Origin of the sequence: Sphingomonas profundi, from assembly GCF_009739515.1 — a bacterium.
Classification (GTDB): Bacteria; Pseudomonadota; Alphaproteobacteria; order Sphingomonadales; family Sphingomonadaceae; genus Alterirhizorhabdus; species Alterirhizorhabdus profundi.
This window is the reverse complement of sequence record NZ_CP046535.1, coordinates 1,630,057-1,656,609: the sequence shown is the minus strand read 5'-3', so window position 1 is coordinate 1,656,609 and position 26,553 is coordinate 1,630,057. Positions and strand designations below refer to the sequence as shown.

Genomic DNA, 26,553 nt, shown 5'->3' with positions numbered 1-26,553 from the left:
GCCATGTCCGTCGATCTCCCCACCGTCCGCAAGATCGCCAGCCTCGCGCGCATCGCCGTCACCGATGCGGAGGCCGAGGCGATGGTGCCCGAACTCAACAACATCCTGGGCTGGGTGGAGCAGTTGCAGGCGGTCGACACCGACGGGGTGGCGCCGCTCGCCGCGGTGATCCCGAACACGCTGCGGCTGCGCGACGACGTGGTGACGGACGGCGACCGTCGCGACGAGGTGCTGAGGAACGCGCCGCAGGCGGAGCACGGCTTCTTCGCCGTGCCGAAGGTGATCGAGTGATGGCGGACCTGACCGACCTCGGCGTCGCCGCGCTGCGCGACGGCTTCCGCGCCGGCGACTTCTCCGCGCGCGAGGCGGCCGACGCCTTCATCGCGGCGGTGGCGGCGGGCAAGCCGCTGAACGCCTTTCTGATCGAGACGCCCGATCACGCGATCGCGGCGGCGGAGGAGGCGGATCGGGCGCGCGCGACCGGCGAGTTCCGGCCGCTCTCCGGCGTGCCGCTGGGCATCAAGGATCTGTTCTGCACGGCCGGCTATCAGACGACGGCGGCCAGCCACATCCTGGAAGGCTTCGTGCCGACCTACGAATCGACGATCACCGCCAGGCTGTTCGGCGCCGGCGCCGGGATGCTCGGCAAGCTGAACATGGATCAGTTCGCCATGGGCTCGTCCAACGAGACGAGCGCCTTCGGCACCGTGCTGAGCCCGTGGCGGCGCAGCGACGGCGGCAACGCGGCGCTGGCGCCGGGCGGATCGTCGGGCGGTTCGTCAGCGGCGGTCGCGGCGCGGATGGTGCCGGGGGCGACCGGCACGGACACCGGCGGGTCGATCCGCCAGCCGGCCGCCTTCACCGGCATCAGCGGCATCAAGCCCACCTACGGGCGCTGCTCGCGCTTCGGCGTGGTCGCCTTCGCCTCCTCGCTCGACCAGGCCGGGCCGATGGCGCGGGACGTGCGCGACTGCGCGATCCTGCTGGAACAGATGGCCGGCTTCGACCCGAAGGACGCCACGTCGCTCGATGTGGCCGTGCCCGCGTGGGAGGCCAGTCTTTCGGGTGATCTCACGGGGAAGCGCATCGGTATTCCCAAGGAATACCGGGTCGAAGGGATGCCCGCCGAGATCGAGGCGCTGTGGCAGCAGGGCATCGCCTTCGCGCGCGACGCCGGTGCCGAGATCGTCGACGTCTCGCTGCCGCACACCGCGCACGCGCTGCCGGCCTATTACATCATCGCGCCGGCCGAGGCCTCGTCCAACCTCGCCCGCTACGACGGCGTGCGCTACGGCCTGCGCGACCTGCCGGACGGCGCGAACCTGCAGGACATGTATGCCGCCACCCGCGCCGCCGGCTTCGGGCCGGAGGTGAAGCGGCGCATCCTGATCGGCACCTACGTGCTCTCGGCCGGCTTCTACGACGCCTATTACACCAAGGCGCAGAAGGTGCGCGCGCTGATCGCCCGCGACTTCACCCGCGCGTTCGAGCAGTGCGACCTGCTGCTGACGCCGACGGCGCCCTCCGCCGCCTTTGCGCTGGGCGAGAAGAGCGCCGATCCGCTGGCGATGTACCTGAACGACGTGTTCACCGTGCCGGCGAGCCTGGCCGGGCTGCCGGCGATGTCGGTGCCGGGCGGGCTCTCGGCCGAGGGACTGCCGCTCGGCCTGCAGATCATCGGCCGGCCGCTGGACGAGCAGGGCGTGCTGGACGCGGGCCTGGCGATCGAGCAGCGCGCGGGCTTCACCGCGCGGGCGGATCGCTGGTGGTGAACCGCATCGGCTTCCGCCGGCGCACCACCCACGTCCTCACCGAGGCGCAGAACGCGCTGAACGTCTCCTTCGGCGCGATCCTGTCCGCCTATATCGGCAACTCGCTGGCGGAGATCGACAATCGCCAGTTCGATCATCACGCGCTGGCGCAGTTCTTCCTCTCGCTGACGCTGTTCATCATCGGCCTGTGCCTGGGCAACGCGCTGATGATGCGCGGCGAATATCGCTTCGCCGGGGTGATGCTGACGGTCGGCGCCATCGGCGCCGTGCTGGCGCACGGACTGGGGCGCACGCTCGGCTTCGAGGTGGTGGTGCTGCGCATCCTCTGCGGCTGCTGGGTGACGGCGCTGGTCGGCAGTCACCTGATCCTCACCCTGTTCCTCTACATCCATCATCGGACGACGACATGAGCGCATATCGCATCCAGGGCGCCACGGGCGAGTGGGAGGTGGTGATCGGGCTGGAGGTGCATGCCCAGATCACCTCCAACGCCAAGCTGTTCTCCGGCGCGTCGACGAAGTTCGGCGCGGAGCCGAACGCGAACGTCAGCCTGATCGACGCGGCGATGCCGGGCATGCTGCCGGTGCCGAACGGCGAGTGCATCCGCCAGGCGGTGCGCACCGGCATGGCGCTGGGGGCGGAGATCAACCGCGTATCCCGCTTCGATCGCAAGAACTACTTCTACGCCGATCTGCCGCAGGGTTACCAGATTTCCCAGCTCTATCATCCGCTTGTCGGTGAAGGTTCGCTGATGGTGGAAGCGGACGAGAAGGCCGGCATCGCCGAACCGAAGACGATCGGCATCGAGCGCCTGCATGTGGAGCAGGATGCCGGCAAGCTGATGCACGATCAGCATCCCACGCGCTCCTACGTCGATCTCAACCGATCGGGCGTGGCGCTGATGGAGATCGTCAGCCGGCCGGACATGCGATCGCCGGCAGAGGCGGGGGCCTATCTGCGCAAGCTGCGATCGATCCTGCGCTACGTGGGATCGTGCGACGGCAACATGGAGGAGGGATCCATGCGGGCGGACGTGAACGTCTCCGTCCGCCGGCCCGGCGAGCCGTTCGGCACGCGGACGGAGACGAAGAACGTCAATTCCGTGCGCTTCGTCATGGCCGCGATCGAGCATGAGGCGAACCGCCAGGTCGACGTGATCGAGGGCGGCGGCAGGATCGTGCAGGAGACGCGCCTGTTCGATCCCGACCGTACCGAGACGCGATCGATGCGATCGAAGGAGGATGCGCACGATTACCGCTACTTCCCCGATCCCGACCTGCTGCCGCTGGAACTGGACGACGCCTTTCTCAGCGACTGCGCGGCGAGCCTGCCCGAACTGCCTGACGCCAAGCGCGCCCGCTACGAGGGGCCGCTGGGGTTGCCGGCCTACAACGCCGCCGTGCTGACCGCCGACGTCGAGACGGCGCGCTGGTTCGAAGCGCTGCTCGCCGCATCCGTGGCCGCCAGCGGCAGGAGCGAGGGGGAGCTGGCGCGCACGGCGTCCAACTGGCTGATCTCGGACCTGTTCGGCGCGCTGAACCGGCTGGGCCGCACGATCGACGACTCGCCCGTGGCGCCGGAGAATGGCGCGGCCCTGCTGGCGCTGGTGGCGGACGGCACGCTTTCCGGCACGCTTGCCAAGCAGGTGTTCGAGATCATGCTGGAGACGGGCGAGGCGCCCGGCCGCATCGTCGACGAGCGGGGCCTGCGCCAGACGAGCGACACCGGCGCGATCGAGGCGGTGATCGCCGAGGTGATGGCGAGGAATGCCGACAAGGTCGCCGAATATCGCGGCGGCAAGGACAAATTGTTCGGCTTCTTCGTCGGCCAGACGATGAAGGCGATGGCCGGCAAGGGCAACCCGGCCGCCATCAACGAACTGCTGAAGAAGGCGCTCGGCTGAACCCGCCGATCTGCCGTTCTGCCCCTTGCTCTACCGATTACCCAGCGATATCGCGGGCTTGAGAACGGGGAGGGGCGATATGCACATGATCCTGGCGGCGGCGCTGGCCGCCGCGCAGCCGGCTGCCGCCGGCGCCGCGCCCGGCAGCGCGGCAGCCAACGCCGACAGCCCGGATGAGATCGCCAGGGATGCGGCGCGCGACCTGAAGGAGAGCCGCTTCTACAATCGGCCCGGCGCATCGCGGGCGGACTATGAGGCGGCCTGGCAGGCGTGTCGCCTGATCGCGCGCGGCACGCGGACGCCCACCGGCAGCTATACGACGGTCTACAATCCGAACCTCATCTCGCCGGTCGCGGCCTCCGCCGCCGGCGGGTTCGGCGCCCTGATCGGTCAGGCGATCGTCGAGGGTCACATGCGGCGGACCAACCGGCGGGCGTGCCTGATGGTGCGCGGCTGGCGGCTGGTGGAGGTGGACGACGCGGAGAGCGCCCGTCTGGCGGCGTTGAGCGACGCGGAGCGTGAGCGTTACTTCGCCGGCATCGTCGGCGCCGCCGATCTGCCCGGCAAGACGGTGAGCCTGTGGCACAATGATTTCGCGGCACCGCGGCTGGCGCCGGAGAGCGACCAGTGATGCGCCTTTTCCGCCTTCCGGCACTGGCCGCGCTCGTCATCGCAGGCGCGCCGGCGGCCGCGCAGCTTCGCGCGGAGAAGCGCGTCGATCTGGCGGTGCCGGTGCAACTCGCGCCGGGGCAGGGGGCGATCGTCGTCGGCTTTCGCCGTCCCGACCGGATGAGCATGGGCAAGGCGGGCTCGGTCGCCTTCTCCCGCTACGATCTCGCCAAACGCGAGGTTGTGTTCCAGCCGCGCGACGCCAAGAAGCGCGGCGACACCACGACCTACTGGGTCATGGCGCGCAGCGGGGACAGGAAGCTGGCGGTCGATCACGCGGTGCTGATCGTTTCGCCCGGCGATTACGTGCTGTTCGGGGCGAGCCCCGGCATGGTGGGGCTGGTGACGAATACGATGTGCCTGGGCGCGCCGACCTTCTCGGTGGCGGCGGGCGAGACCGTCTATTTCGGCGATGTGACGCCTTATATCGGGGTGAAGCTGGTCGATGGGACGCGCGCATCGGCGATGGCCTACTCGTCCCACCCGGAAGACGCGCGCAAGGCGGTGGCCGGCCAGCCAGCGCTGCTCACCGGCTTCAGGCCCGCCGCATTGCGCAACGGCGCGACCTACGGCTGCGTCGCGCAGGAGATGACGGCCTACCGAGTCCCCGGAGTGGAGGAGCTCGGAGCGGCCGAGCCGTCGCCAACGCCGGATCTGCCCGCAGGCGAGCCGCCGGCGGTGCCGACCGCGCCCGCCCCGGCGGGGTAGCGCCGCCTCAGGGCGTGTCATTCTCGTGCGTGGTGCCGCCGGTGCCGCCCGTGCCACCGGGCGTGCCCGGATCCTCCATCGGCGACGGATCCTCGACGCTCTCGCGGCCGGGCTCCTGCACGGGGCTGATCTGGTCGGGTGCCTCGGACGGGCCGGCGGGCGCGCTGTCCGGGTGCGGATCGGGGGTGCTGGCCATGTGCGGTCTCCTCATCTGTCGGGCGGGTTGAACGCGCCGCGCGGCTGAGGGGTCCGGGATCAGGCGGCGAGACGGGCGCGGCGCGCGATCACGCCGACGCGGGTCTGCGCGCCGCCGGCGGGATCGCAGGCGAGCGCATCCTCCCGCACGAGGCGGATCTGGGCGACCTCGTGCCCGCCGGCGATGAGGCCGAGCATCAGCTGATCGAAGCGCTGCCGATCGAAGCAGCGCGGATCGGCGCCGGTCGGATCATAAGCGACGGTGTGGACGGCCAGGCCGCCAGGGCGCAGGCAGCCCATCACCTGCTGGATGGCCTGCGCGACCGCCGCCGGCGCCTCCGTCTCCTCCGCCGGCGCCGTCGACCAGAGCAGGTCGAAGTTCACGAGTTCCGGCGAGAGATCGGTAAAGGAGGATGGCCGCGCCGTCACGTTGGCCGCGAACGTGTCGGCGTCGCACAGATCGGCGCGGCGGCCGTCGGGTGCCGCAGCCTCGCCGTCGCGCTCCTCCGCCGCGTGGGAGGTGTCGGTTACGGTGAGGCCGGAGCCGGCGAGCAGGGCGAGGAGCTCGGGCGACGCCTGCCGCAGCGCGAGCGCGTGGGCGCCCGGCTGGAGCATGCCGTAGGCGGAGATCGCCTGCGCGACATAGGCATGTTCCCACTGCGCGCAGGGATCGCGATCGGCGATGCCGAGCCGCGCCACCCACTCCACGCCGGTCGGCTCGCGCAGCTGGGCGGCGGTGGCGATCTGGCTGAGCGGCGGGTTGAGATTGGCCTGCGCCATGGAGGTGAGGTAGGCGGCCGGACGCATCGCCTCGTTGCCGAAGCTGGTGTTGCGCGCCTCCACCGCCACGGACCGCTTGCGCGATGGATCGACCGGGCGGCTGACGCTGATCGTCAGATCCCGCGCGGTGGCGTCGGTATCGCCGATCACGCCGCCGTAGAAGGCGTAGAACACATCCTGAAAACCCTCGAACCGGATCGAGACGCTGCCGCCATTATGCGCCAGCCGGTCGAGCTCCACCGAGACCATGTTGGCGAGGACGAGTTCCGATCCCTCCTTCTGGCTGAAGCGGTGGACGCGCAGCAGCAGGGTGCCGTAGCTGGCCCGCAGCCCGGCGAAGCGCGCGGTGAAGTGCACCACGCCCTCCGCCACCTCGATATAGCGCGTGTGGAAGGCGTAGTCGGGATTGTGCCCGCTCTCCGTGCCGCCCAGTCCCTGGATCTTGCTGGCGACGCCCGGCTGGAACTCATAGGGATCGAGCGCCATTTCGCCGGGGGTGGCCGGCTGGTGGGTGATGGTGTCGTCGGCCACTCGGGATCACTCTTCGGTTGGTGCGACCATGCGGTGGTGCGACCATGCGGCTGATGCGACCGCGATCGTCGCGCCGGAGCCGGGCAGCGGCGAGGCGGTTGACTATGCCTCGGCCCCGGCCAAGTCAAGCAACGGGCCGAACGACTTGACCATGACAGGGGCCGAGCCCTATCTGGCCGCTCTTTCCGGAGTGCGCTTTCAAATGCTTAACCTTGAGCTCGGTACGCCTCAAGACAAGGATGGCCGCTCCTCCATTCTGACAAGCAAGGGCAAGTCCGGCCACGCCGTTTACGGGCCTTACGAGCAGCATCAGCCGGGCGAGTACGCCGTCCAGTTCAATATAGAGATGATCGACGTCGTATCGGGCCTGCGCGATCAGCGCTGCGCGGTGCTTGACGTCACGACCGATTCTGGCAACCGCGTGCTCGCTCGCAAGGAAGTCTACGCATCGCAGCTGCGGCACGGGCGCACATCTTTTGCGGTGCGCTTCAGGATGGATGCGGTGGCGCGCGTCGAATACCGCATCTGGGTGAGCGGCCGCGCCACCCTGATCCTCGACGACCATCGCCCGGTGGTGGCGATCGAGGAGGCCGCCGCCGCGCTCGAGCTGCTCGCCTCCACCGCCTTTCCGGAAGACGAGGCGGCGGAGACGGTGCCCTTCTTCGCCGCGCACAAGGCGACGCTGCGCGGGCTCTACGAAAATGGCGTGGGCGTGCGCATCCATCGCGAGGCGGTGGTGCTGACGACGGGCGGCGTCTCCTTCTACGCGCGCCAGCTGGACGACCTGAACTTCGTGGGCGAGGTGTTGCACGAGCGGGTCTATGATTTCTCGCTCGACGGGCCGATCAGCATGATCGACGTGGGCATGAACATCGGCCTCTCCTCGCTGCTGTTCGCGGCGAAGCCGGGGGTGGTCGAAGTCCATTCGTTCGAGCCGTTCCGCAGCACGTTCGAGCGGGCGAGCGACAATCTGACGCTGAACCCCGCCTGCGCGGCCAAGATCCAGGCGTGGAACTACGGCCTGTCGGACCGCAATTACGACGACACCATCCTCGTCGCCCAGGATGCCGACTCGGGGGCGATGTCCACCGTGGCGGCGCAGCAGGGCATCCCGATCCACGTCACTCTGCGCGACGCGGCCGAGGTGCTCGGCCCGATCCTGGCGGCGGCGCGGGAGAGGGGCGTGCGCGTGGTGGCGAAGGTGGATTGCGAGGGATCCGAATTCGCCATCTTCGAGACGCTGGAGCGGCACGGCCTGCTGGGCCAGTTCGCCGCCTTCATGGTCGAATGGCACGTGCTCTACGAGAATAAGAGCCAGCGTGACCTGATCGCGCCGCTGGAGCGGGCCGGCTTCATGGTGTTCGATCGCTCGCCGCGCGTGGGCAACGGCTTCTTCTACGCGGTGCGGGTGGCGGACGCCTGACCGCGACCGGGTAAATGCCGGCGGGCGGCGCTGCCGCTTGTGCTGGGGGTTCCTCCTGCTATAGACCCCGCCGACCGGCGGCCCTGCGGGCGTGGCGGAACTGGTAGACGCGCCAGATTTAGGTTCTGGTATCGCAAGATGTGGGGGTTCGAGTCCCTTCGCCCGCACCAGCTCCGCCGCTCCGCGCGGAGCTGCCTTGAGAGATTCGAGGATAGAGGTTGACCGCCATGCAGACTGTCGAGACGCTGAACGAAGGGCTGAAGCGGGCCTACACGCTGACGATTCCCGGCAAGGACATCGCGGCGCGCGTGGATGCCGAGATCCGGCAGGTCGCGCCGCAGGTGCGCATGCCCGGCTTCCGCCCCGGCAAGGTGCCCGCCAACCTCGTCAAGAAGATGCACGGCCCGGCGATCGAGCAGGAGGCTCTCCAGAAGGCCGTGCAGGAAGGCGTGCAGGCGCTGATGGCCGAGAAGCAGCTGCGCCCGGCGATCCAGCCGGCGGTGGAGCTGGGCGAGGGCTATGAGCCCGGCCAGGACGCCGAGGTGAAGGTCTCGCTTGAGGTGCTGCCCGAGGTGCCGGCCCCCGCGATCGACGGGCTGAAGCTGGAGCGGCTGACGGTGGAGGCCGGCGAGGACGCGATCGACGCGGCGGTGAACCGCATCGCCACCCAGCAGAAGAGCTGGGAGCCCGCGCTCGACGGCCATCCGGCGGTGGAGGGCGACACCGTCGTCATGGATTTCGCCGGCAAGGTGGACGGCGTGGCCTTCGAGGGCGGCACCGGCGAGGGCATGTCGGTGGAGCTGGGCTCCGGCCGGCTGATCCCCGGCTTCGAGACGCAGCTGGAGGGCGTGACCGTCGGCGAGAGCCGCACGCTGAACGTGACCTTCCCGGCCGACTATGGCGAGAAGTCGCTGGCCGGCAAGGACGCCACCTTCGACGTGACCGTCACCGAGGTGAAGGTGGCCAAGGAGTCCGTGGCCGACGACGATTTCGCCAAGACGCTGGGGCTGGAGGGCATCGAGCAGCTGCGCGGCCTGCTGAAGGGGCAGATCGAGCAGGAGCTGAACGGCCTGACCCGCACCCACATGAAGCGCAAGCTGCTGGACCAGCTGGCCGAGACGCATGATTTCGAGGTGCCGCCCTCGATGGTGGAGGCCGAGTTCGACCAGATCTGGCAGCAGCTGGAGCATGAGGCCGGCCACGAGGCCGATCCCGAAGCCGCCCGCGCCGAGATGGAAAAGGATCGCGGCGACTATCGCGCCATCGCCGAGCGCCGCGTGCGGCTGGGCCTGCTGCTCTCCGAGATCGGGCAGAAGAATGGCGTCGAGGTCTCCGCGCAGGAGATGCAGCGGCTGATCATGCAGGCCGCGCAGCAGTATAATCCGAAGGATCGCGAGCGGTTCGTCCAGTACGTCCAGCAGGATCCGATGGCAGCCGCACAGCTGCGCGCGCCGCTGTACGAGGACAAGGTGGTCGACTGGCTGTTCGACAAGGCCGAGATCAGCGATCGCGCGGTGACGCGCGAGGAGCTGGAGGCGGCGATCGAGGAGGATGCCGACACCATCGGCACCGGTCACGTCCACGGCCCGGACTGCGGCCACGATCATCACGAGCATGTCCATGGGCCTGACTGCGACCACGACCATGACGAGCCTGCCGCCACGGCGGACGAGGGCGCGGTAGCGGCGGCCGATCAGGACGACGCGTCCGGCGACGCGTCGGAGGCGGCGCCGGCGAAGAAGCCGGCGCGCAAGGCGGCGAAGAAGGCCGATGGCGAGCCGGTGTCCGAAAGCGACGCGGACGCCAAGCCGAAGAAGGCGCCGGCGAAGAAGAAGACCGCCGCGAGCGAGTAAGCGCCGGCGGGCCGCGCCTCCACGCGGTGTGCTGATGGGATTGTCGGGGCCGGCGGACGATCGATCCGCCGGCCCCGATCCGTTTCGGGCGGCTTGCCGCCGATGCCCGGCGCGGGCGCTTCGCGGCCGCTGCTTGTCTGCCGGTGGCCCCTTGAACTGATCCCGCCAAGCGCCGATGTTGGCGGCACCGAGGGCATAAGGACCAGAGAAAACCCCATGCACAATCCGTTCGACAATGGCGATTTCACCCCTCCGGGCATGCGCTACGATCCCGTCACCGGCGGGATGGTGCCGATCGTCATCGAGCAATCGACCCGCGGCGAGCGCAGCTTCGACATCTATTCGCGGCTGCTGCGCGAGCGGATCATCTTCGTCACCGGCGGGGTGGAGGACCATATGGCCTCCGTCATCACCGCCCAGCTGCTCTTCCTCGAGTCCGAGAACCCGAAGAAGGACATCTTCATGTACATCAATTCGCCGGGCGGCGTCGTGACGGCGGGCCTCGCGATCCACGACACGATGAACTACATCCGCCCGCGCGTGGGCACGGTGTGCATCGGCCAGGCGGCGTCGATGGGCAGCTTCCTGCTCTCGGCCGGCGAGCCCGGCATGCGCGTGGCGCTGACGAACAGCCGGATCATGATCCACCAGCCCTCGGGCGGCGCGCAGGGCATGGCGGCGGACATCGAGATTCAGGCGAAGGAGATCCTTCGCATGCGCCACCGGCTGAACTCGCTTTATGCGAAATATACCGGCAAATCGATCGAGGAGATCGAGCGGGCGATGGACCGCGACAAGTTCCTCGAGGCCGACGAGGCCAAGGAGTTCGGCCTGATCGACGAGGTGTTCGACAAGCGCCCGGCGCCGTCGGAGGAAGCCAAGGCGGCGTAAGGCCCATAGGCCCCCTCCCGAGGGAGGGGGCCTAACGGTTCAGAAGCGGTAGCCGATCGTCAGCTGCAGGATCGGATAGACCTTGTAGTCGTCGATATCGTCCTGCAGATCTTGCCGCTCGCGCTCCAGATCGGCGGCGCTGATCAGGCCGGTGCTGTTGGTGAAGCGGTTCAGCCGCACCTTGCCCTGGAACAGCGCGCCGGCCTCCACCCCGAAGATGAAGCCCTGGGCATTGTGGCCGGCCCAGCCGAGCGTGAGCGCGGGCGCGAAATTCTTGGTCTCGGCGGTGCCGGTGATCGTGCCGATCTGCGCGGGCGTGTAGGTGGTTCTGCCGACCGTGACCGCGTTCTGCGCCATCGCCCGCACCCGCCCGTCATTGCCGTTCAGCCGCGCGCCCGCCGAGATGCGGAAGCCGCCGCCGAACGGAAATGCATCGAGCATGATGCCGCCCGACTTCAGCTTCACCTTGCCGCGATAATCGAGATCGTTCGAGTCGAACCCGTGCGACACTTTGAGGAAGGTGGCGTTCGCGCGCGCGCCGAAATGATCGCTGACGCGGTAGCCGATCTCCGGCCCGACGCCCAGCGTGCCGCCGGTGACGCCGCCGTAGAGGTGCCCCGATGCGGTCTGCGCGAGGCTCGGCGCGGCGGCGGCCAGCCCCGCGATCAGCGCGGTGGTACGGATGAAGGTGCGAAACGGATGCATATAAGCCCCTATTCTCTGCCGGTTGGCGGGAAGGTCCGTTAAGCGCATTGTCCGAAACGAATGAAAACATGGTTACCGGCGGGCCGCTTCGCCGCTTGGCGCAACGACTTGTTTAGGCCCGCCGGGATAGTCATATTGCCGTCATGCCGGACCGATCGGCCGATTTTGGGCGTCCGGTCGATTGCCCGCTACGGCCGATGCCGGTAAGCGTATGATGGCCTTAGTGCGGCCCTGGAGTGAGCGAATGACGAAACTGAGCGGCGGCGATTCGAAGAGCACCCTGTACTGCTCGTTCTGCGGGAAATCGCAGCATGAGGTGCGCAAGCTCATCGCCGGCCCGACCGTGTTCATCTGCGACGAGTGCGTGGAACTCTGCAACGACATCATCCGCGAGGAGACGAAGTCGGCGCTCGTCAGCAAGAAGGATGGCGGCGTTCCGAGCCCGCAGGAAATCTGCAACGTGCTGGACGATTACGTGATCGGCCAGTTCAAGGCCAAGCGCGTGCTCTCCGTGGCGGTGCACAACCATTATAAGCGGCTGAACCACGGCGCCAAGGGCGCCGACGTGGAGCTGGCGAAATCGAACATCCTGCTCGTCGGGCCGACCGGCTGCGGCAAGACGCTGCTGGCGCAGACGCTGGCCCGCATCCTGGACGTGCCGTTCACCATGGCCGACGCGACGACGCTGACCGAGGCCGGCTATGTCGGCGAGGATGTGGAGAACATCATCCTCAAGCTGCTCCAGGCATCCGACTATAATGTCGAGCGGGCGCAGCGCGGCATCGTGTATATCGACGAGATCGACAAGATCAGCCGCAAGGCGGACAACCCCTCCATCACCCGCGACGTGAGCGGGGAGGGCGTGCAGCAGGCGCTGCTGAAGCTGATGGAGGGCACCACCGCCAGCGTGCCGCCGCAGGGCGGGCGCAAGCATCCGCAGCAGGAGTTCCTGCAGGTCGACACGACGAACATCCTGTTCATCTGCGGCGGCGCCTTCTCCGGGCTGGAGAAGATCATCGCGGACCGGCTGCAGGGCAAGTCGATCGGCTTCGGCGCGTTCGTGGCGGGGCCGGACGAGCGCCGCACCGGCGAGGTGCTGCGCCAGTGCGAGCCGGAGGATCTGCTGAAGTTCGGCCTGATCCCCGAGTTCGTCGGCCGCCTGCCGGTGATCGCCACCTTGGAGGACCTGGACGAGGTCGCGCTGGTGAAGATCCTGTCGCAGCCCAAGAACGCGCTGGTGAAGCAGTATCAGAAGCTGTTCGAGATGGAGGGCGTGAAGCTGGGCTTCACCGACGAGGCGCTGGTGGCCGTGGCCAAGCGCGCGATCGAGCGGAAGACCGGCGCGCGCGGCCTGCGATCGATCCTGGAGGCGATCCTGCTCGATACGATGTTCGATCTGCCGAGCCTGGACGGGGTGAACGAGATCGTCGTCGACAAGGACGTGGTCGAGGGCCGCAAGGAGCCTGTGCGCGTGTTCGCCAAGAAGGAAAAGACCGGCGACGCCGCCTGACGCCGCCGACATCGGCGGACTTGGTGCGGGCGCGGGCGTGACGGTGGTCATGTCCGCGCCCGCTCGCGTTGGCGGCATCGCACTGAGCGGCAGCCTATGTGCCTCTTCCTTGTACCATTGATGCCGCGCAGCATCGCGCCCATATTCCCTTTTCGAGACGCGCGAAAACGCGCGCGAGTGGAGTGATTGTGTGACCGAGACCCTGCCCGTACTGCCGCTGCGCGATATCGTCGTGTTCCCCCAGATGATCGTGCCCCTGTTCGTCGGCCGCGATAAATCGGTGGCGGCGCTGGAAACGGCGATGGCGGCGGACAAGTCCATCTTCCTCGTCGCGCAGCTCGATCCGGCCGAGGACGATCCCGATCGCGACGCGCTCTACGATCTCGGCGTCGTCGCCACCGTGCTGCAATTGCTCAAGCTGCCGGACGGCACCGTGCGGGTGCTGGTGGAGGGCCGCCAGCGCGCCCTGCTGGACCAGCTGGACAATCGCGGCGCCCACCTCTCCGCCAGCGTCGCTCTGGTCGAGGACGTGATCGTCGAGGGGGACGAGACGGCGGCGCTGATGCGTTCGGTGGTGGAGCAGTTCGAGAATTACGCCCGCCTCAACAAGAAGATGCCGGCCGAGACGGCCGTGCAGCTCGGCCAGATCGAGGATGCCTCGCGGCTGGCGGACTCGGTGGCGGCCAATATCAACATCAAGGTGGCCGACAAGCAGGCGCTGCTGGTGGAGGCCGATCCGGCCAAGCGGCTGGAGATGGCCTACGCCTTCATGGAGGGCGAGCTGGGCGTCCTGCAGGTCGAGAAGAAGATCCGCAGCCGCGTGAAGCGGCAGATGGAGAAGACCCAGCGCGAATATTATCTGAACGAGCAGCTGAAGGCGATCCAGCGCGAGCTGGGCAATGCCGAGGAGGGCGAGGCCGGCGACGAGGTGGCGGAACTGGCCGCCAAGATCGCCAAGCTGAAGCTTTCCAAGGAAGCGCGCACCAAGGCGAGCGCGGAGCTGAAGAAGCTGCGCACGATGGCGCCGATGTCCGCCGAGGCGACGGTGGTGCGCAACTATCTCGACGTGCTGCTGGGCCTGCCCTGGGGCAAGAAATCGAAGCTGAAGCGGGATATCCCGGCGGCGCAGGCGGTGCTGGACGAGGACCATTACGGCCTGGAGAAGGTGAAGGACCGGATCGTCGAATATCTGGCGGTGCAGGCGCGGACGAACAAGCTGAAGGGGCCGATCCTGTGCCTGGTCGGCCCGCCCGGCGTGGGCAAGACCTCGCTCGGCCGATCGATCGCCAAGGCGACGGGGCGCGAGTTCGTCCGCCAGTCGCTCGGCGGCGTGCGCGACGAGGCGGAGATACGCGGCCACCGGCGGACCTATATCGGATCGCTGCCGGGCAAGATCGTGACGAACCTGAAGAAGGCGGGCACGTCCAACCCGCTGTTCCTGCTCGACGAGATTGACAAGCTGGGCCAGGATTTCCGCGGCGACCCGGCCTCCGCGCTGCTGGAGGTGCTGGATCCGGAGCAGAACGCCAAGTTCCAGGACCATTATCTGGAGATCGACGTCGACCTCTCCGACATCATGTTCGTGACGACGGCGAACTCGCTGAACCTGCCGCAGCCGCTGCTGGACCGGATGGAGATCATCCGGCTGGAGGGCTACACCGAGGACGAGAAGGTCGAGATCGCGAAATCGCACCTGCTGCAGAAGCAGATCGACGCGCACGGCCTGAAGAACAGCGAGTTCGTGCTGACCGACGCCGGGCTGCGCGACCTGATCCGCTACTACACGCGCGAGGCCGGCGTGCGGACCCTGGAGCGGGAGATCGCCAAGCTGGCGCGCAAGGCGCTGCGGCGGATACTGGAGGGCAAGACAGAGCGGGTGGAGATCGCGCCGGACAATCTGGCCGACTATGCCGGCGTGCGGAAGTTCCGCTTCGGCATCGGCGAGGAGGAGGACCAGATCGGCGCCGTGACCGGCCTCGCCTGGACCGAGGTTGGCGGCGAGCTGCTGACGATCGAGGCGGTGACGGTGCCCGGCAAGGGCGCGATCCGCACCACCGGCAAGCTGGGCGACGTGATGAAGGAATCGGTCGAGGCCGGCTTCTCCTTCGTCAAGGCGCGCAGCCCCGGCTACGGCATCAAGCCGAGCCTGTTCCAGCGCAAGGACATCCACATCCACCTTCCCGAGGGCGCCGTGCCGAAGGACGGCCCCTCCGCCGGCATAGGCATCGTCACCGCGATCATCTCCACCCTCACCGGCATCCCGGTGCGGCGCGAGTTCGCGATGACGGGCGAGGTGACGTTGCGCGGGCGGGTGCTGCCGATCGGCGGCCTGAAGGAGAAATTGCTGGCGGCGCTGCGCGGCGGCATCACCAGCGTGATCATCCCCAAGGAGAATGAGAAGGATCTCGCCGAGATTCCGGCGAACATCCGCGAGGGGCTGACGATCGTGCCGGTGTCGCACGTCGACGAGGTGCTGGCACTGGCGCTGGCCGGGCCGATCGTGCCGATCGACTGGACGGAGGCGGACGAACTGGCCACCCAGCCGCCGCATCTGGGCACCGGCGAGGGTGCCGCGGCGCCGGGCGTACCGATCCATCACTGATCGTCGCAGAGCCGATCGTGCCGCCGCTTTCCTTTTGACAGCGGCGGCACCCCTGTTCTTAGATGCGGGTTCGCATGCGTCGCGAGTCAGGCGCGAAGAGGCAGCACAGGGGGATCCTCGAGCATGAACAAACAGGAACTCATCGGGCAGGTCACGGAAGTGACCGGCCTGAGCCGTGCCGATGCGGTAAAGGCCGTGGAGGCCGTGTTCGACACCATCAGCGGCGCGCTGAAGGCGGGCGACGAGGTGCGGCTGGTGGGCTTCGGCACGTTTTCCGTCAGCAAGCGCAAGGCGTCGACCGGGCGCAATCCTCGCACCGGCGAGCCGATGAAGATCAAGGCATCCAGCCAGCCCAAGTTCAAGGCGGGCAAGGGGCTGAAGGATTCGGTGAACTGATCCGCCGCGCCGGCCCGCCGAAGCATCGGTTCGGGCTGGACAAGCGGCGCGCGACCGCCTAATCGCGCCATCCACGGGGTCGCCAAGGCGCCCCGGTCAGCCTCTCCACCGCGCCGCGGCCGAGAGTGCCAGGCACAGCGTGGGCGCATAGCTCAGCGGTAGAGCACACCCTTCACACGGGTGGGGTCGCAGGTTCAATCCCTGCTGCGCCCACCACGCAGTTGCCCTGGCGGCGCATGATCGCCGCCGGCTAAGAGCGGCCGCTACTTCGCCTTGGCGACGGGTACGAAGCTGCCCAGGCCGCAGCTGGCCCCACGCATCAGCCCGCCGCCGGTGCGGTTCAGCACGGTGATGATATCGACCGAGCAGAGCTGCGACAGCGAGGTGGCGTAGCTGAACGACTCCTCGAAGCCGAGCTGCGGGCAACTGTTCGGCAGCGTGTTGCGATAGATCCTGCCGTCGCGCATGTAGAAATCGATCGTGCTGTCGTCGCGCACGCGGGTTTCGCGGATCTGGACGATCTGTACGCAATTCTCGGCCTTGGCGCCGGGGATCGGGGTGAACATCGCGGCCTCCGCCTTGCGATCCCGCCGGGCATCGCCCGGGGCGACAGCAAGCGAGGCGACGAAGGCGGTGGCAAGCAGCGGAAGGCAGCGCATCGACTTTCTCCGGCGAACGTATGTCATGATCGGTCAACGCTGCATCGGGGCTTTCGCTGCCGTTGCCTCTGGCGCCGGCGTCTTCGGCTTGAACGCGCACAGGTCCGCCACCGGGCAGCGCCAGCATTCCGGGCGGCGAGCCTTGCAGATGTAGCGGCCGTGCAGGATCAGCCAGTGGTGGGCGTGGCGGCGGAAGGGCGCGGGCGTCACCTTCTCCAGCCTCAGCTCCACGGCCAGCGGCGTCTTGCCGCGGGCCAGGCCGGTGCGGTTGCCGACGCGGAAGATGTGCGTGTCCACCGCGATCGTCTCCGCCCCGAACGCCACGTTCATCACCACGTTGGCGGTCTTGCGGCCGACGCCAGGCAGCCGCTCCAGCGCGTCGCGGCTCGCCGGCACGGTGCCGCCATGTTCGGCGATCAGCCGTTCGGAGAGGGCGATGACGTTCTTGGCCTTGGTGTTGAACAGGCCGATCGTGCGGATGTACCGCTTCAAGCCCTCCTCGCCGAGCGCGACCATCTGCTCCGGCGTATCGACCTCGGCGAACAGCGCGCGTGTGGCCTTGTTGACGCCGACATCGGTCGCCTGCGCGGAGAGGGCGACGGCGACGAGCAGCGTATAGGGGTTCACATAAGCGAGTTCCGTCTCCGGCGCCGGATTGGCCTCGGCCAGCCGGCGGTAGAATTCGAACGCCTCGGCCTTCTTCATGCGAGCCCGAGAACGTCGGTCATCGCGTAGCGGCCGGCCGGCCGGCCGGCGAGCCACAGTGCGGCCTTCACCGCCCCGCGCGCGAAGATGGCGCGGCCCTCCGCGCGATGGCCCAGCTCCAGCCGCTCGCCCTCGGCGGCGAGGATGACCTGATGATCGCCGGCGACCGATCCGCCGCGCAGGGTGGCGAAGCCGATCGTCCCCTCGGCCCGCGCGCCGGTGATGCCGTCGCGGCTGCGCACGGCTGCGTCCGCCAGCAGCACGCCGCGCCCCCCAGCCGCCGCCTCGCCCAGCAGCAGCGCCGTGCCGGACGGGGCGTCGACCTTGTGGCGGTGGTGCATCTCGACGATCTCGATATCCCAGTCCGGCCCCAGCCGGCCGGCCGCCTCGCGCACCAGATGCGCCAGCAGGTTGACGCCGAGCGACATGTTCGCCGCCTGTAGCACGGCGATGTCGGCGGCGGCCGCGTCGATCGCGGCATGGTCCCCGGCGGAGAGGCCGGTGGTGCCGATCACCAGCGGCACCCCGGCGGCGCGGGCGGCGGCCAGGCCGGCGGGCAGGGCGGCCGGCACCGAGAAGTCGATCAGCACGTCGCTGGCGACGGCGAGCGCCTCGGCCGTGACGAAGGGCAGGCCGGGCGCGACCTCCCCGGCGCTCTCCGGCCGATCGGCGCCACCAGCGATCGCGACGCCGGCTTCGGCCGCCACGGCCGCGATCGCCCGACCCATGCGTCCGCCCGCGCCCAGGATCCCGATCCGTGCCATCGCCGCCTCCCCGTGCCGGCGGCTTCATGACCGAGCGGGGCGGGCGAGGCAAGCCGCGGGGCCGCCGCGGCGTTGCAGGGTGCTACAGCAGCGCCTCGATCCGGCCGCGCAGCGCCTCCGGCTTGGTCGTCGGGGCGAAGCGATCGACCACGCGGCCGGCGCGATCGACGAGGAACTTGGTGAAGTTCCACTTGATCCGCTCGCTGCCCAGCAGGCCCTTCGCCTCATGCTTCAGATAGGCGAACAGCGGGTGGGTGCCGGGGCCGTTCACCTCCACCTTTGCGAACAGCGGGAAGGCGACGTCGTAGGTCAGCGAGCAGAAGTTCGCGATCTCCGCCGCGTCGCCCGGCTCCTGCGCGCCGAACTGGTTGCACGGGAAGCCGAGCACGGCCAGCCCGCGCGGGCCGAGCTGCTCGTGCAGCGCCTCCAGCCCCTGATATTGCGGGGTGAAGCCGCACTTGCTGGCGGTGTTGACGATCAGCCGGACCTGGCCGGCATAGTCGCCCAGCGAAATGTCGCGCTCGTTGATCGTGGTGGCGGTGAAATCGTCGATCCTTGCCATGTCTCGATCCTCGTCTCGATACTGGCCGCCCGGTCCCTCAGTCGTCGCGCAGGGCAGCGGCGCGTGCGCGCTCCTCGGCCGGGATCAGGCCCTCCAGCACCGTCCAGAAGCCGGCGATCGATCCCTGGCCCGCCTCGACATAGGCTTGCGCCATGCGGGCGCGCAACGTCTCGAACAGCGCATGTTCCAGCGCGGTGCCGGCGGCGGAGAGGCGCAGCAGGCGCTGGCGGCGATCGACCGTGCCGGGCTTCATCTCTACCAGCTCGCGATCGGTGAGCTCGCCCAGCACCCGGCCCAGCGACTGCTTGGTGATGCCCAGCAGCTTCAGCAGATCGCTGACGGTGAGGTCGGGCTGGCGCGCGATGAAGTAGAGTGCGCGGTGATGCGCCCGGCCCAGGCCGTTCGCCGCCAGCCCCTCGTCGATCGAGCGGGTGAGGTGGCCGTAGCCGAACCACAGCAGCTCCACCCCGCGCCGGATCTCCTCCTCGCGCAGGAACAGCGGCGATGCGGATTGAACGGCCATCGCCGATCACCCTGCCACCGCCGCCGCGCGCGCGCAAATGGCGAAGCGGCGGCGGCCGGCGAAGCGGCAGCGGGTGTCAGATGCCGTGATAGCCGCGGAACCACTCGACGAAGCGCGGCACGCCGGTGTCGATGGTGGTGGCCGGCGCGAAGCCGAGATCGCGCTGGATGGCGCTGATATCGGCATAGGTCTCCTTCACGTCGCCCGCCTGCATCGGCTGGAGATCGCGGATCGCCGGCTTGCCGCAGGCCCCCTCGATCAGGTCGATCAGCCGGCCGAGCTCCTCCGAGCGATGATTGCCGATATTGTACACGCGGTGCGGCGATCTGCTGCCGCCCGCCTTCTCCGCATTGTCGTCCGGCGGAGCATTGTCCAGCGCGGCGACGATGCCGGCGACGATGTCGTCGATATAGGTGAAGTCGCGGCGCATGTCGCCGTTGTTGAACACCTTGATCGGGCGATCGTGCAGGATCGCGTCGGTGAACAGCCACATCGCCATGTCCGGCCGGCCCCACGGGCCGTAGACGGTGAAGAAGCGCAGCCCGGTCAGCGGCAGGCGGTAGAGGTGCGCATAGGTCTCGCTCATCAGCTCGTCCGCTTTCTTGGTGGCGGCGTAGAGCGACAGCGGATGATCGACCCGGTCCTCGACGCGGAACGGCATCGTGTCGTTGCCGCCGTAGACGGAGGAGGAGGAGGCGTAGACGAGGTGGCGCACCTGCCGCTGGCGCCCCACCTCCAGCATGTTGAGGTGGCCGACGAGATTGGCCTGGGCGTAGGCGCGCGGATTGTCGATCGAGTAGCGCACGCCGGCCTGCGCGCCGAGGTGGACGATGCTCTCTATCTCCGTACCGGCCAGCGCCGCCTCCAGCGCGACGTGATCGGCGAAGTCGACCGCCTGGAAGCGGAAGCCATCGGCGTGGTTGCGCTCGATCTCCGCCACGCGATCGCGCTTCAGCGAGACGGGATAGTAATCGTTGAGATTGTCGATGCCGAGCACGCGATCGCCGCGGGCGAGCAGCGCGCGCGACACATGATAGCCGATGAAGCCCGCAGCGCCCGTAACCAGGATCGTCATGTCACCTCCGTGGCGTGGAGGCACCCGCCTAGCCGCTCGCCCCCGCGTCGTCGAGGCTTCCCACGCGCGATCCTTGGCGATAAGGGGGCGCCTTCCCCGACGGGACGGATGCTGGGGCGTCGCCAAGTGGTAAGGCAGCGGCTTTTGGTGCCGCCATCCGCAGGTTCGAATCCTGCCGCCCCAGCCAGCGCCGCTCAGCGGCCTGCGGCGTTTGTTCGCTGCCGATCAGCCATATTGCGCCAGGCAGGCGTCCATCACCTTCGCCGGCGGCCCCAGCTTGGCCGCCGCGCCCAGCCGTTCGGATCGCTCGTCGGCCTGGCTCTCGGCAGAGCTCTTGCCCTTGGCGGCCAGCTTGGCGCCGATGCGCTGATCGAGATTGCGGCGCATCGCATCGTATCTGGCGAACTCGGCGACGTAGCTGTTCCCCTGCGCGCTCAGCGCCTTGTCAAGGAACGCGGCCAGCGTGTAGCAGCTGAGCTGTGCATCCAGCGGATTGGCGGGCAGCGTAACGGGCGCCGTCTGCACCGCCTGCGGATAGGCCGCGGCGCAGGCCGGCACCAGCGTCTGCCACTTGCCCTTCGTCACCTGATCGCCGATCTGCGGCATCCGCGCGACGACGGCGGCGACGCGATCGCGCGAGAAGGGTTCGGCGGCGGTGCCGGCGAGCAGGGCATAGTGCAGGATGTGGCCCTGCGCGGGCAGCGGCAGCGGCTTGGCGATCTCCGCCGGCGGCTGGCCCACCCGCGCTTCGGCGGCGGCCACGACGCCGCAGGTGGCCGCCTGCTCGACGGGATCGGTGGGCAGCGCGAGCGTCTTCGGCCCGCCGCAGCCAGGCAAAGCGAGCGCCATGGTGGCGAGGGTCAGCGGTAGCCTGGGCATCGTCGTCATCTCCTTTGCAGGAACGTAACGACCTTGTGGGTGGGTCCGGTTCCGCCTGCGCCGCCGAACGCCGTCTCGACGCGGGCCGGCGATATGATATGCGGCGTGGCGGACTCGAGGCCGCATGCGAGACGATCGAAGCCTGTTCCGATGAGCGACACTGACACCAGCACCGATCCGGAGACCGGCGCCGACCCGCAGGAGGCCGATCGCCTCGCCGCGCTCAGCCGCTACGGCATCCTCGATACGCCGCCGGAGCCGGCGTTCGACGACGCGGTGGCGCTGGTGAAGACGATCTGCCGCGTGCCGATCGCGCTCGTCAGCTTCGTGGCGGCGCAGCGCCAGTGGTTCAAGGCAAGGATCGGCGTCGATGCGCACGAGACGGCGCTCGACACGTCGGTGTGCGCGCTGGCGATCCGCCAGGGCGAACCGTTCGTGATCGAGGATCTGGCCGCCGATCCGCGCACCGCCGGCATGTCGCTGGTGACGGGGGCGCCGCATATCCGCTTCTACGCCGGCATGCCGCTCGTCACCGGCGACGGCCATGCGCTGGGCAGCCTGTGCGCGATCGATACGGCGCCCCGGCCCGGCGGGCTCGACGCGGAGCAGCTGGCGGCGCTGCGCGCGGTGGCGCGGCAGGTGGTGGCGCTGATCGAGCTGCGCTGCGCGGTGGGCCAGCGCGACCGCGCGATCGTGGAGCAGGGCCGCCGGCAGGATCAGGCGACGCGCGACGCGGCCGTGCTGGAGACGATCCTGGAGGCGCAGCGCCAGGTGGCGCAGGCGGGCGGCAGCTTCGATGCGAGCCTGCAGGCGTTCGTCGATGCCGCGCTGGAGGCGGTGCCGCCGGCCGACGGTGCGGTCGTGGAGATGCGCTTCGACGACCGGCTGGTGTATCGCTCCGCATCCGGCACGTCGGCGCCGCATGTCGGGCTGGAGCTGCCGATCGAAGGGTCGTTCTCCGGCGCGTCGCTGCGCGGCGGCAGCACCCTCGTCACCGCCGACGCACTGCGCGACGAGCGATCGGACCGGGCGACGGTGGAGCGGCTGGGCATACGCTCGATGATCGTGGTGCCGCTGTCGCGCCGGGGCGAGGCCTTCGGCGTGCTGAAGCTGCAATCGCGCGAGCCGGACATGTTCCACTCGCGCCACATCCTCACCGCGCAGATGATCGCCGGCCTGATCGCCGGCGGCTTCACCGAGAGCGCGGAGGCGGCGGCCCTGCGATCGGCCGAGCATGTCGAGCAGCGCTACCGCGCGATCATCGATTCGGCGATCGACACCGCGATCATCAGCACCGACGAGAGCGGCCAGGTGACGAGCTGGAGCGCGGGGGCGGAGCATATCCTTGGCTGGAGCGAGCAGGAGATGATCGGCCGCCCGCTGGCGACGATCTTCGTGGCCGAGGATCGCGCGGCGGCGCGGCCCGCGACCGAGCTGGCCCGCGCCGCGCGCGAGGGGCGCGCGCTGGACGAACGCTGGCATCAGCGCAAGGACGGCAGCCGCTTCTACGCCCACGGCACCGTGACGCCGCTGGTGGGCGAGGGGCGCTCTGGCTTCGTCAAGAGCCTGCGCGACATCACCGCCGATCACGAGACGCGCGAGGCGCTGGACCGCAGCCGGGAGCGGCTGGAGCTGGCCTCCCACGCCGCCGGCCTGGGCAATTTCGACTATCATCCCGATGCCGACGCGCTGGAGTGGGACGATCGCTGCCGTGCCCTGTTCGGCCTGCCGCCGGGCGCCCCGGTGGGCTATGAGGAGACGTTCCTGCGCGGCCTCCATCCGGACGATCGGGACGCGGCGGCGACCGCCGTCGCCGCCTCGCTCGATCCGGCCGGCACGGGCAAGTTCCGCACCGAATATCGAACGATCGGCATCGTCGACGGGATCGAGCGGGCGGTGGCGGCCGAAGGACAGGCCTTCTTCGACAAGGGCCGCCCGGTCCGCCTGATCGGCACGGTGCGCGACGTGACTGCCGATCGCGCCGCCCGGCTGGCGCTGCGCGAGACGGAGGAGCGGCTGCGCTACGCCGTGGCCGCGACGAACGACGCGATCTGGGACTGGGATCTGCGGATCGACAATGTCCGCTGGAACGAGGCGATCGAGACGGTCTACGGCCACCGCCTGGCCGATGTCGCGCCGGTCGGCAGCTGGTGGATGGATCATATCCATCCCGACGATCGCGCACGGATCGACCACGGCCTCCACGCGGTGATCGCGGGCGACGGCACCGAATGGTCCGCCGAATATCGCTTCACCCGCGCCGACGGCAGCTTCGCCGACGTGTTCGATCGCGGATCGGTGATCCGCGACGAGGACGGCAGGCCGATCCGCATGATCGGCGCGATTCAGGACCTGACCGAGCGAAAGCGTATGGAGCGGGAGCTACAGTCCCGCGCGGAACGGCTCGCCGCCGACATCGCATCGACCATGGCGGAGCGGGACCGGCTGTGGAAGGCGTCGCCCGATCTGCTCGCGATCGTCGATTTCGAGGGCATGATCGGCGAGATGAACCCCGCCTGGCACGACATTCTCGGCATCGACGTGGCGGCGACGATCGGCACCAACATCACCGACCTGATCCATCCGGACGATCTGCCCGCGACGCGGGCGGCGCTGGGCAGCGCGGCGGAGGGTCCGCTGCCGATCATGGAGAACCGCCTGTGCCACGCCGACGGCGGCCATCGCTGGATCTCTTGGGTGGCGGCGCCGTTCGAGGGGCTGATCTACGCCACCGGCCGTCACGTGACCGCCGAGAAGGAGGCGCAGGAGACGCTCCGCCGCACCGAGGACGCGCTGCGCCAGGCGCAGAAGGTGGAGGCGGTGGGCCAGCTGACCGGCGGCGTGGCGCACGACTTCAACAACCTGCTGACCGTGATCCGCGGATCGGTGGATCTGCTGAAGCGGCCGAACATCTCGGAGGAGAAGAGGCGGCGCTACATCGATGCCATATCGGATACCACCGACCGCGCGACGCGGCTGACCGCGCAGCTGCTCGCCTTCGCCCGGCGGCAGGCGCTGAAGCCGCAGGTGTTCGATGCCGGCGCCAACATCACCGCGCTGCGCGAGATGCTGGGCACCCTCACCGGGTCGCGCATCCGCCTGCACCTATCCGCGTGCGCGACGCCGTGCCACGTGAATGCCGATCCCAGCCAGTTCGATACCGCGATCGTCAACATGGCGGTGAATGCGCGCGACGCGATGGGCGGCGAGGGCGATCTGACGATCGCCGTCGCCACCGTCGCGGCGATGCCCGCGATCCGCAACCATCCGGCCGTGCCGGGCGACTATGTGGCGGTGGCGATCACCGATACCGGCAGCGGCATCGCGGCCGACCAGATCGAGCATATATTCGAACCGTTCTTCTCCACCAAGAGTGTGGGCGAGGGCACGGGCCTGGGCCTGTCGCAGGTGTTCGGCTTCGCCAAGCAGTCCGGCGGCGAGATCCACGTCGCGAGCGCGCCCGGCGAGGGATCGACCTTCACCCTGTACCTGCCGCTGGTGGCGCCGGACGAGCAGGCCGCCGCCGCCGACGGGCCGGACACGGCCCGCCCCGCGCGGCCCGGCGGGTGCGTGCTGGTGGTGGAGGACAATGAGGAGGTCGGCCGCTTCGCCACCCAGGCGCTCGCGGAACTGGGCTTCGGCACCGAGTGGGCGGCCACCGCCGACGAGGCGCTGGCGCTGGTGGCCGCCACGCCGGACCGCTTCGACATCGTGTTCACCGACGTGATCATGCCGGGCAAGTCCGGCATCGAGCTTGCGCGCGAGCTGCGCACCCTGCTGCCGGCGCTGCCGATCGTGCTGACCAGCGGCTACAGCGCGGTGCTGGCGGCGCAGGGCACCGGCGGCTTCGATCTGCTGCAGAAGCCCTATTCGATCGACGAGCTGTCGCGCATATTGCGTAAGGCGGTGGGCTGAGCCGGCCGCCCAAGGTGGCCGCCTTTCGGCGGATCAGGCCGCCGCGTTGTCGATGCCGAGTTCGCCGAGCTTGCGGTAGAGCGTCGAGCGGCCGATGCCCAGCCGGCGGGCCACCTCCGTCATGCGGCCGCGATAATGGCCGATCGCCAGGCGGATCACGTCCGCCTCGATCGCGTCCAGCGGCCGCATGTGCCCGTTCGGCTCGAACAGCGTCACGCCGGCGCCACCGCCCACGCCCACCGCCGGCCGGCCGGCGCCCCCAAGCGTCTGCTGCGCGATGTGGGGGAAGTCGGTCGCGGTCAGCGCATCGCCCTCGCAGAGCACGGCGGCGCGGAACAGCGCGTTCTGCAGCTGGCGGACATTGCCGGGCCAGGCATAGCCGATCAGCACGCGCAGCGCCTCGTCCGTGATGCCGAGATCGCGCATGCCGGGCTGCCGGGCGATACGTGCGAGGAGGTGGCGGGCGAGCGCCGGGATATCCGCCGGGCGGCGGCGCAGCGGCGGGATCACCACCTGCACCACCGCCAGCCGGTAGTAGAGATCCTCGCGGAAGCGGCCGGCGGAGACCTCGTCGATCAGGGTGCGGTTCGTGGCGGCGATCACCCGCACGTCGCTGTGCCGCACGCCGCGGCTGCCGAGCGGCTGGAACTCGCCGGACTGGAGCACGCGCAGCAGCTTAACCTGTGCATCGAACGGCAGCTCGCCGATCTCGTCGAGGAACAGCGTGCCGCCGTCGGCATCCTGGAACTTGCCGACGTGACGATCGAAGGCGCCGGTGAAGGCGCCCTTCTCATGCCCGAACAGCTCCGATTCGACGAGGTTGGCCGGGATCGCGCCGCAGTTCACCACGATCAGCGGGCGCTTGGCGCGCGGGCTGGCGGCGTGGATCGCCTGCGCCACCACCTCCTTGCCGACGCCGCTCTCGCCCTCGATCAGCACCGGCACGCGGGCGCGGGCGGCCTTGGCGGCGATCGCCAGGGCGGCGCGGAAATCGGATGCGGAGCCGACGACCTCGTCGAAGGCCAGCGCATGACCTATCTTTTCGGTCAGGGGACGCAGCTCCCCGGTGGTGGCGCGGCGATCGGTCGCGGCGTCCAGCGCGGCGAGCAGGCGGTCGGGCGCGATCGGCTTCACCAGGAAATCGGTGGCGCCCGCGCGCATCGCCTCCACCACCGCCGCCACCGACGAGGAGGCGGCGAGCATGAGGATCGGCGTCAGCGGGCACATGTCGCGCAGGGCGCCCACGATCTCGCCGCAGGGAGCCTCGGGCGCCCAGGAATCCAGCAATATCGCGTCGATGCGGGCCGCCTCGCGCGCCAGCAGGGCCAGCGCGGCGGCCTGATCGGGCGCGGTCAGCATCCGCCATCCCGCCCTGGCGGCGATCGCCCCGACAAGGCGCGCCTGGGCGGGCTCGTCGTCGATCAGCAGCAGCATCCGTGTCGCTTCGCGTGCCATTGCGTCCTCATGCGCCTCGTTTCAGGACAGGCGCATAGCGGCGCGAAGTAAAATCCGGATTAAGTCACGGTGTCACAA

Annotated in this window: 24 protein-coding genes and 3 tRNA genes; 16 read left to right on the top strand and 11 right to left on the bottom strand. The window is 69.3% G+C overall.

Annotation, left to right across the window (positions count from 1 at the left end; genetic code table 11):
* The first annotated feature begins 3 nt into the window (after nucleotides 1–3).
* The 6 genes from gatC to GNT64_RS07685 all read left to right on the top strand — a co-directional run bounded on the left by gatC (nucleotide 4) and on the right by GNT64_RS07685 (nucleotide 5,052).
* Nucleotides 4–291, top strand: coding sequence for an Asp-tRNA(Asn)/Glu-tRNA(Gln) amidotransferase subunit GatC (gatC, locus tag GNT64_RS07710; RefSeq protein ID WP_156679002.1), 288 nt, complete (start codon nucleotides 4–6; stop codon nucleotides 289–291).
* On the top strand, nucleotides 291–1,772 hold the full coding sequence (gene gatA / locus GNT64_RS07705) for an Asp-tRNA(Asn)/Glu-tRNA(Gln) amidotransferase subunit GatA (protein ID WP_156679001.1): 1,482 nt from the start codon (nucleotides 291–293) through the stop codon (nucleotides 1,770–1,772). Before gatC ends, gatA begins: the two co-directional genes overlap by 1 nt.
* Nucleotides 1,769–2,182, top strand: a complete 414-nt coding sequence (locus GNT64_RS07700) for a hypothetical protein (RefSeq protein WP_231639366.1) — start codon at nucleotides 1,769–1,771, stop codon at nucleotides 2,180–2,182. Before gatA ends, GNT64_RS07700 begins: the two co-directional genes overlap by 4 nt.
* A complete protein-coding gene (gene gatB, locus GNT64_RS07695) occupies nucleotides 2,179–3,675 on the top strand; it encodes an Asp-tRNA(Asn)/Glu-tRNA(Gln) amidotransferase subunit GatB (RefSeq protein ID WP_156679000.1) in 1,497 nt (498 codons plus the stop codon). The genes GNT64_RS07700 and gatB overlap by 4 nt, the downstream gene beginning before the upstream one ends.
* Nucleotides 3,676–3,754: 79 nt before the next feature.
* Complete coding sequence (locus GNT64_RS07690; protein ID WP_156678999.1) at nucleotides 3,755–4,306, top strand: hypothetical protein; 552 nt, start codon at nucleotides 3,755–3,757, stop codon at nucleotides 4,304–4,306.
* On the top strand, nucleotides 4,303–5,052 hold the full coding sequence (locus GNT64_RS07685; protein WP_231639364.1) for a hypothetical protein: 750 nt from the start codon (nucleotides 4,303–4,305) through the stop codon (nucleotides 5,050–5,052). The genes GNT64_RS07690 and GNT64_RS07685 overlap by 4 nt, the downstream gene beginning before the upstream one ends.
* 7 nt (nucleotides 5,053–5,059) lie before the next feature.
* Here GNT64_RS07685 and GNT64_RS07680 read toward each other — a convergent pair whose 3' ends face one another.
* Together GNT64_RS07680 and GNT64_RS07675 are read right to left on the bottom strand one after the other, a co-directional pair.
* On the bottom strand, nucleotides 5,060–5,248 hold the full coding sequence (locus GNT64_RS07680; protein ID WP_156678997.1) for a hypothetical protein: 189 nt from the start codon (nucleotides 5,246–5,248) through the stop codon (nucleotides 5,060–5,062).
* 59 nt (nucleotides 5,249–5,307) lie between these two features.
* Nucleotides 5,308–6,558, bottom strand: coding sequence for a hypothetical protein (locus GNT64_RS07675; RefSeq protein WP_156678996.1), 1,251 nt, complete (start codon nucleotides 6,556–6,558; stop codon nucleotides 5,308–5,310).
* Between the two features lie 202 nt (nucleotides 6,559–6,760).
* On the opposite strand from GNT64_RS07675, the gene GNT64_RS07670 reads away from it, so the two are divergent.
* The 4 genes from GNT64_RS07670 (at nucleotide 6,761) to clpP (ending at nucleotide 10,725) form a co-directional block, all read left to right on the top strand.
* Nucleotides 6,761–7,981, top strand: a complete 1,221-nt coding sequence (locus GNT64_RS07670) for an FkbM family methyltransferase (protein WP_156678995.1) — start codon at nucleotides 6,761–6,763, stop codon at nucleotides 7,979–7,981.
* Nucleotides 7,982–8,066: 85 nt separating this feature from the next.
* Nucleotides 8,067–8,151, top strand: a tRNA-Leu gene (locus GNT64_RS07665).
* A 57-nt stretch (nucleotides 8,152–8,208) separates the two neighbouring features.
* Complete coding sequence (tig, locus tag GNT64_RS07660; RefSeq protein WP_156678994.1) at nucleotides 8,209–9,834, top strand: trigger factor; 1,626 nt, start codon at nucleotides 8,209–8,211, stop codon at nucleotides 9,832–9,834.
* A 216-nt stretch (nucleotides 9,835–10,050) separates the two neighbouring features.
* Entirely contained in the window at nucleotides 10,051–10,725 is a 675-nt protein-coding gene (gene clpP / locus GNT64_RS07655; RefSeq protein ID WP_156678993.1) for an ATP-dependent Clp endopeptidase proteolytic subunit ClpP, read from the top strand.
* Between the two features lie 39 nt (nucleotides 10,726–10,764).
* On the opposite strand, the gene GNT64_RS07650 is transcribed toward clpP, so the two are convergent.
* A complete protein-coding gene (locus GNT64_RS07650; RefSeq protein WP_156678992.1) occupies nucleotides 10,765–11,430 on the bottom strand; it encodes a hypothetical protein in 666 nt (221 codons plus the stop codon).
* Between the two features lie 244 nt (nucleotides 11,431–11,674).
* Between GNT64_RS07650 and clpX the strand changes: the two genes are divergently transcribed.
* The 4 genes from clpX (at nucleotide 11,675) to GNT64_RS07630 (ending at nucleotide 16,154) form a co-directional block, all read left to right on the top strand.
* Nucleotides 11,675–12,940, top strand: a complete 1,266-nt coding sequence (gene clpX / locus GNT64_RS07645; RefSeq protein ID WP_156678991.1) for an ATP-dependent Clp protease ATP-binding subunit ClpX — start codon at nucleotides 11,675–11,677, stop codon at nucleotides 12,938–12,940.
* Between the two features lie 244 nt (nucleotides 12,941–13,184).
* A complete protein-coding gene (gene lon / locus GNT64_RS07640; protein ID WP_422396634.1) occupies nucleotides 13,185–15,542 on the top strand; it encodes an endopeptidase La in 2,358 nt (785 codons plus the stop codon).
* A gap of 123 nt (nucleotides 15,543–15,665) precedes the next feature.
* The gene (locus GNT64_RS07635) at nucleotides 15,666–15,938 is read left to right on the top strand and encodes an HU family DNA-binding protein (protein ID WP_156678989.1); all 273 of its coding nucleotides are present in this window, start codon (nucleotides 15,666–15,668) and stop codon (nucleotides 15,936–15,938) included.
* A gap of 141 nt (nucleotides 15,939–16,079) precedes the next feature.
* A tRNA-Val gene (locus GNT64_RS07630) sits at nucleotides 16,080–16,154 on the top strand.
* A gap of 47 nt (nucleotides 16,155–16,201) precedes the next feature.
* Here GNT64_RS07630 and GNT64_RS07625 read toward each other — a convergent pair.
* From GNT64_RS07625 to GNT64_RS07600, 6 genes are all read right to left on the bottom strand, one after another.
* Complete coding sequence (locus GNT64_RS07625) at nucleotides 16,202–16,597, bottom strand: hypothetical protein (RefSeq protein ID WP_231639363.1); 396 nt, start codon at nucleotides 16,595–16,597, stop codon at nucleotides 16,202–16,204.
* Between the two features lie 33 nt (nucleotides 16,598–16,630).
* Nucleotides 16,631–17,302, bottom strand: a complete 672-nt coding sequence (gene nth, locus GNT64_RS07620) for an endonuclease III (protein ID WP_156678988.1) — start codon at nucleotides 17,300–17,302, stop codon at nucleotides 16,631–16,633.
* Nucleotides 17,299–18,066, bottom strand: a complete 768-nt coding sequence (gene dapB / locus GNT64_RS07615) for a 4-hydroxy-tetrahydrodipicolinate reductase (RefSeq protein ID WP_156678987.1) — start codon at nucleotides 18,064–18,066, stop codon at nucleotides 17,299–17,301. Before dapB ends, nth begins: the two co-directional genes overlap by 4 nt.
* A gap of 82 nt (nucleotides 18,067–18,148) precedes the next feature.
* Complete coding sequence (locus GNT64_RS07610; protein ID WP_156678986.1) at nucleotides 18,149–18,628, bottom strand: glutathione peroxidase; 480 nt, start codon at nucleotides 18,626–18,628, stop codon at nucleotides 18,149–18,151.
* A gap of 37 nt (nucleotides 18,629–18,665) precedes the next feature.
* Nucleotides 18,666–19,151, bottom strand: coding sequence for a MarR family winged helix-turn-helix transcriptional regulator (locus tag GNT64_RS07605; protein WP_156678985.1), 486 nt, complete (start codon nucleotides 19,149–19,151; stop codon nucleotides 18,666–18,668).
* Between the two features lie 76 nt (nucleotides 19,152–19,227).
* Nucleotides 19,228–20,226, bottom strand: coding sequence for an NAD-dependent epimerase/dehydratase family protein (locus GNT64_RS07600; RefSeq protein WP_156678984.1), 999 nt, complete (start codon nucleotides 20,224–20,226; stop codon nucleotides 19,228–19,230).
* Between the two features lie 112 nt (nucleotides 20,227–20,338).
* On the opposite strand from GNT64_RS07600, the gene GNT64_RS07595 reads away from it, so the two are divergent.
* Nucleotides 20,339–20,413: transfer RNA gene (locus GNT64_RS07595), tRNA-Gln, on the top strand.
* 38 nt (nucleotides 20,414–20,451) lie between these two features.
* Here the strand turns inward: GNT64_RS07595 and GNT64_RS07590 are convergent.
* Entirely contained in the window at nucleotides 20,452–21,114 is a 663-nt protein-coding gene (locus GNT64_RS07590; RefSeq protein ID WP_231639361.1) for a hypothetical protein, read from the bottom strand.
* A 141-nt stretch (nucleotides 21,115–21,255) separates the two neighbouring features.
* Here GNT64_RS07590 and GNT64_RS07585 point away from each other — a divergent pair, with 141 nt between their 5' ends.
* Nucleotides 21,256–25,020, top strand: a complete 3,765-nt coding sequence (locus GNT64_RS07585) for a PAS domain S-box protein (RefSeq protein WP_197277312.1) — start codon at nucleotides 21,256–21,258, stop codon at nucleotides 25,018–25,020.
* A gap of 33 nt (nucleotides 25,021–25,053) precedes the next feature.
* Here GNT64_RS07585 and GNT64_RS07580 read toward each other — a convergent pair whose 3' ends face one another.
* Complete coding sequence (locus GNT64_RS07580; RefSeq protein WP_156678981.1) at nucleotides 25,054–26,475, bottom strand: sigma-54-dependent transcriptional regulator; 1,422 nt, start codon at nucleotides 26,473–26,475, stop codon at nucleotides 25,054–25,056.
* Nucleotides 26,476–26,553 lie beyond the last annotated feature (78 nt).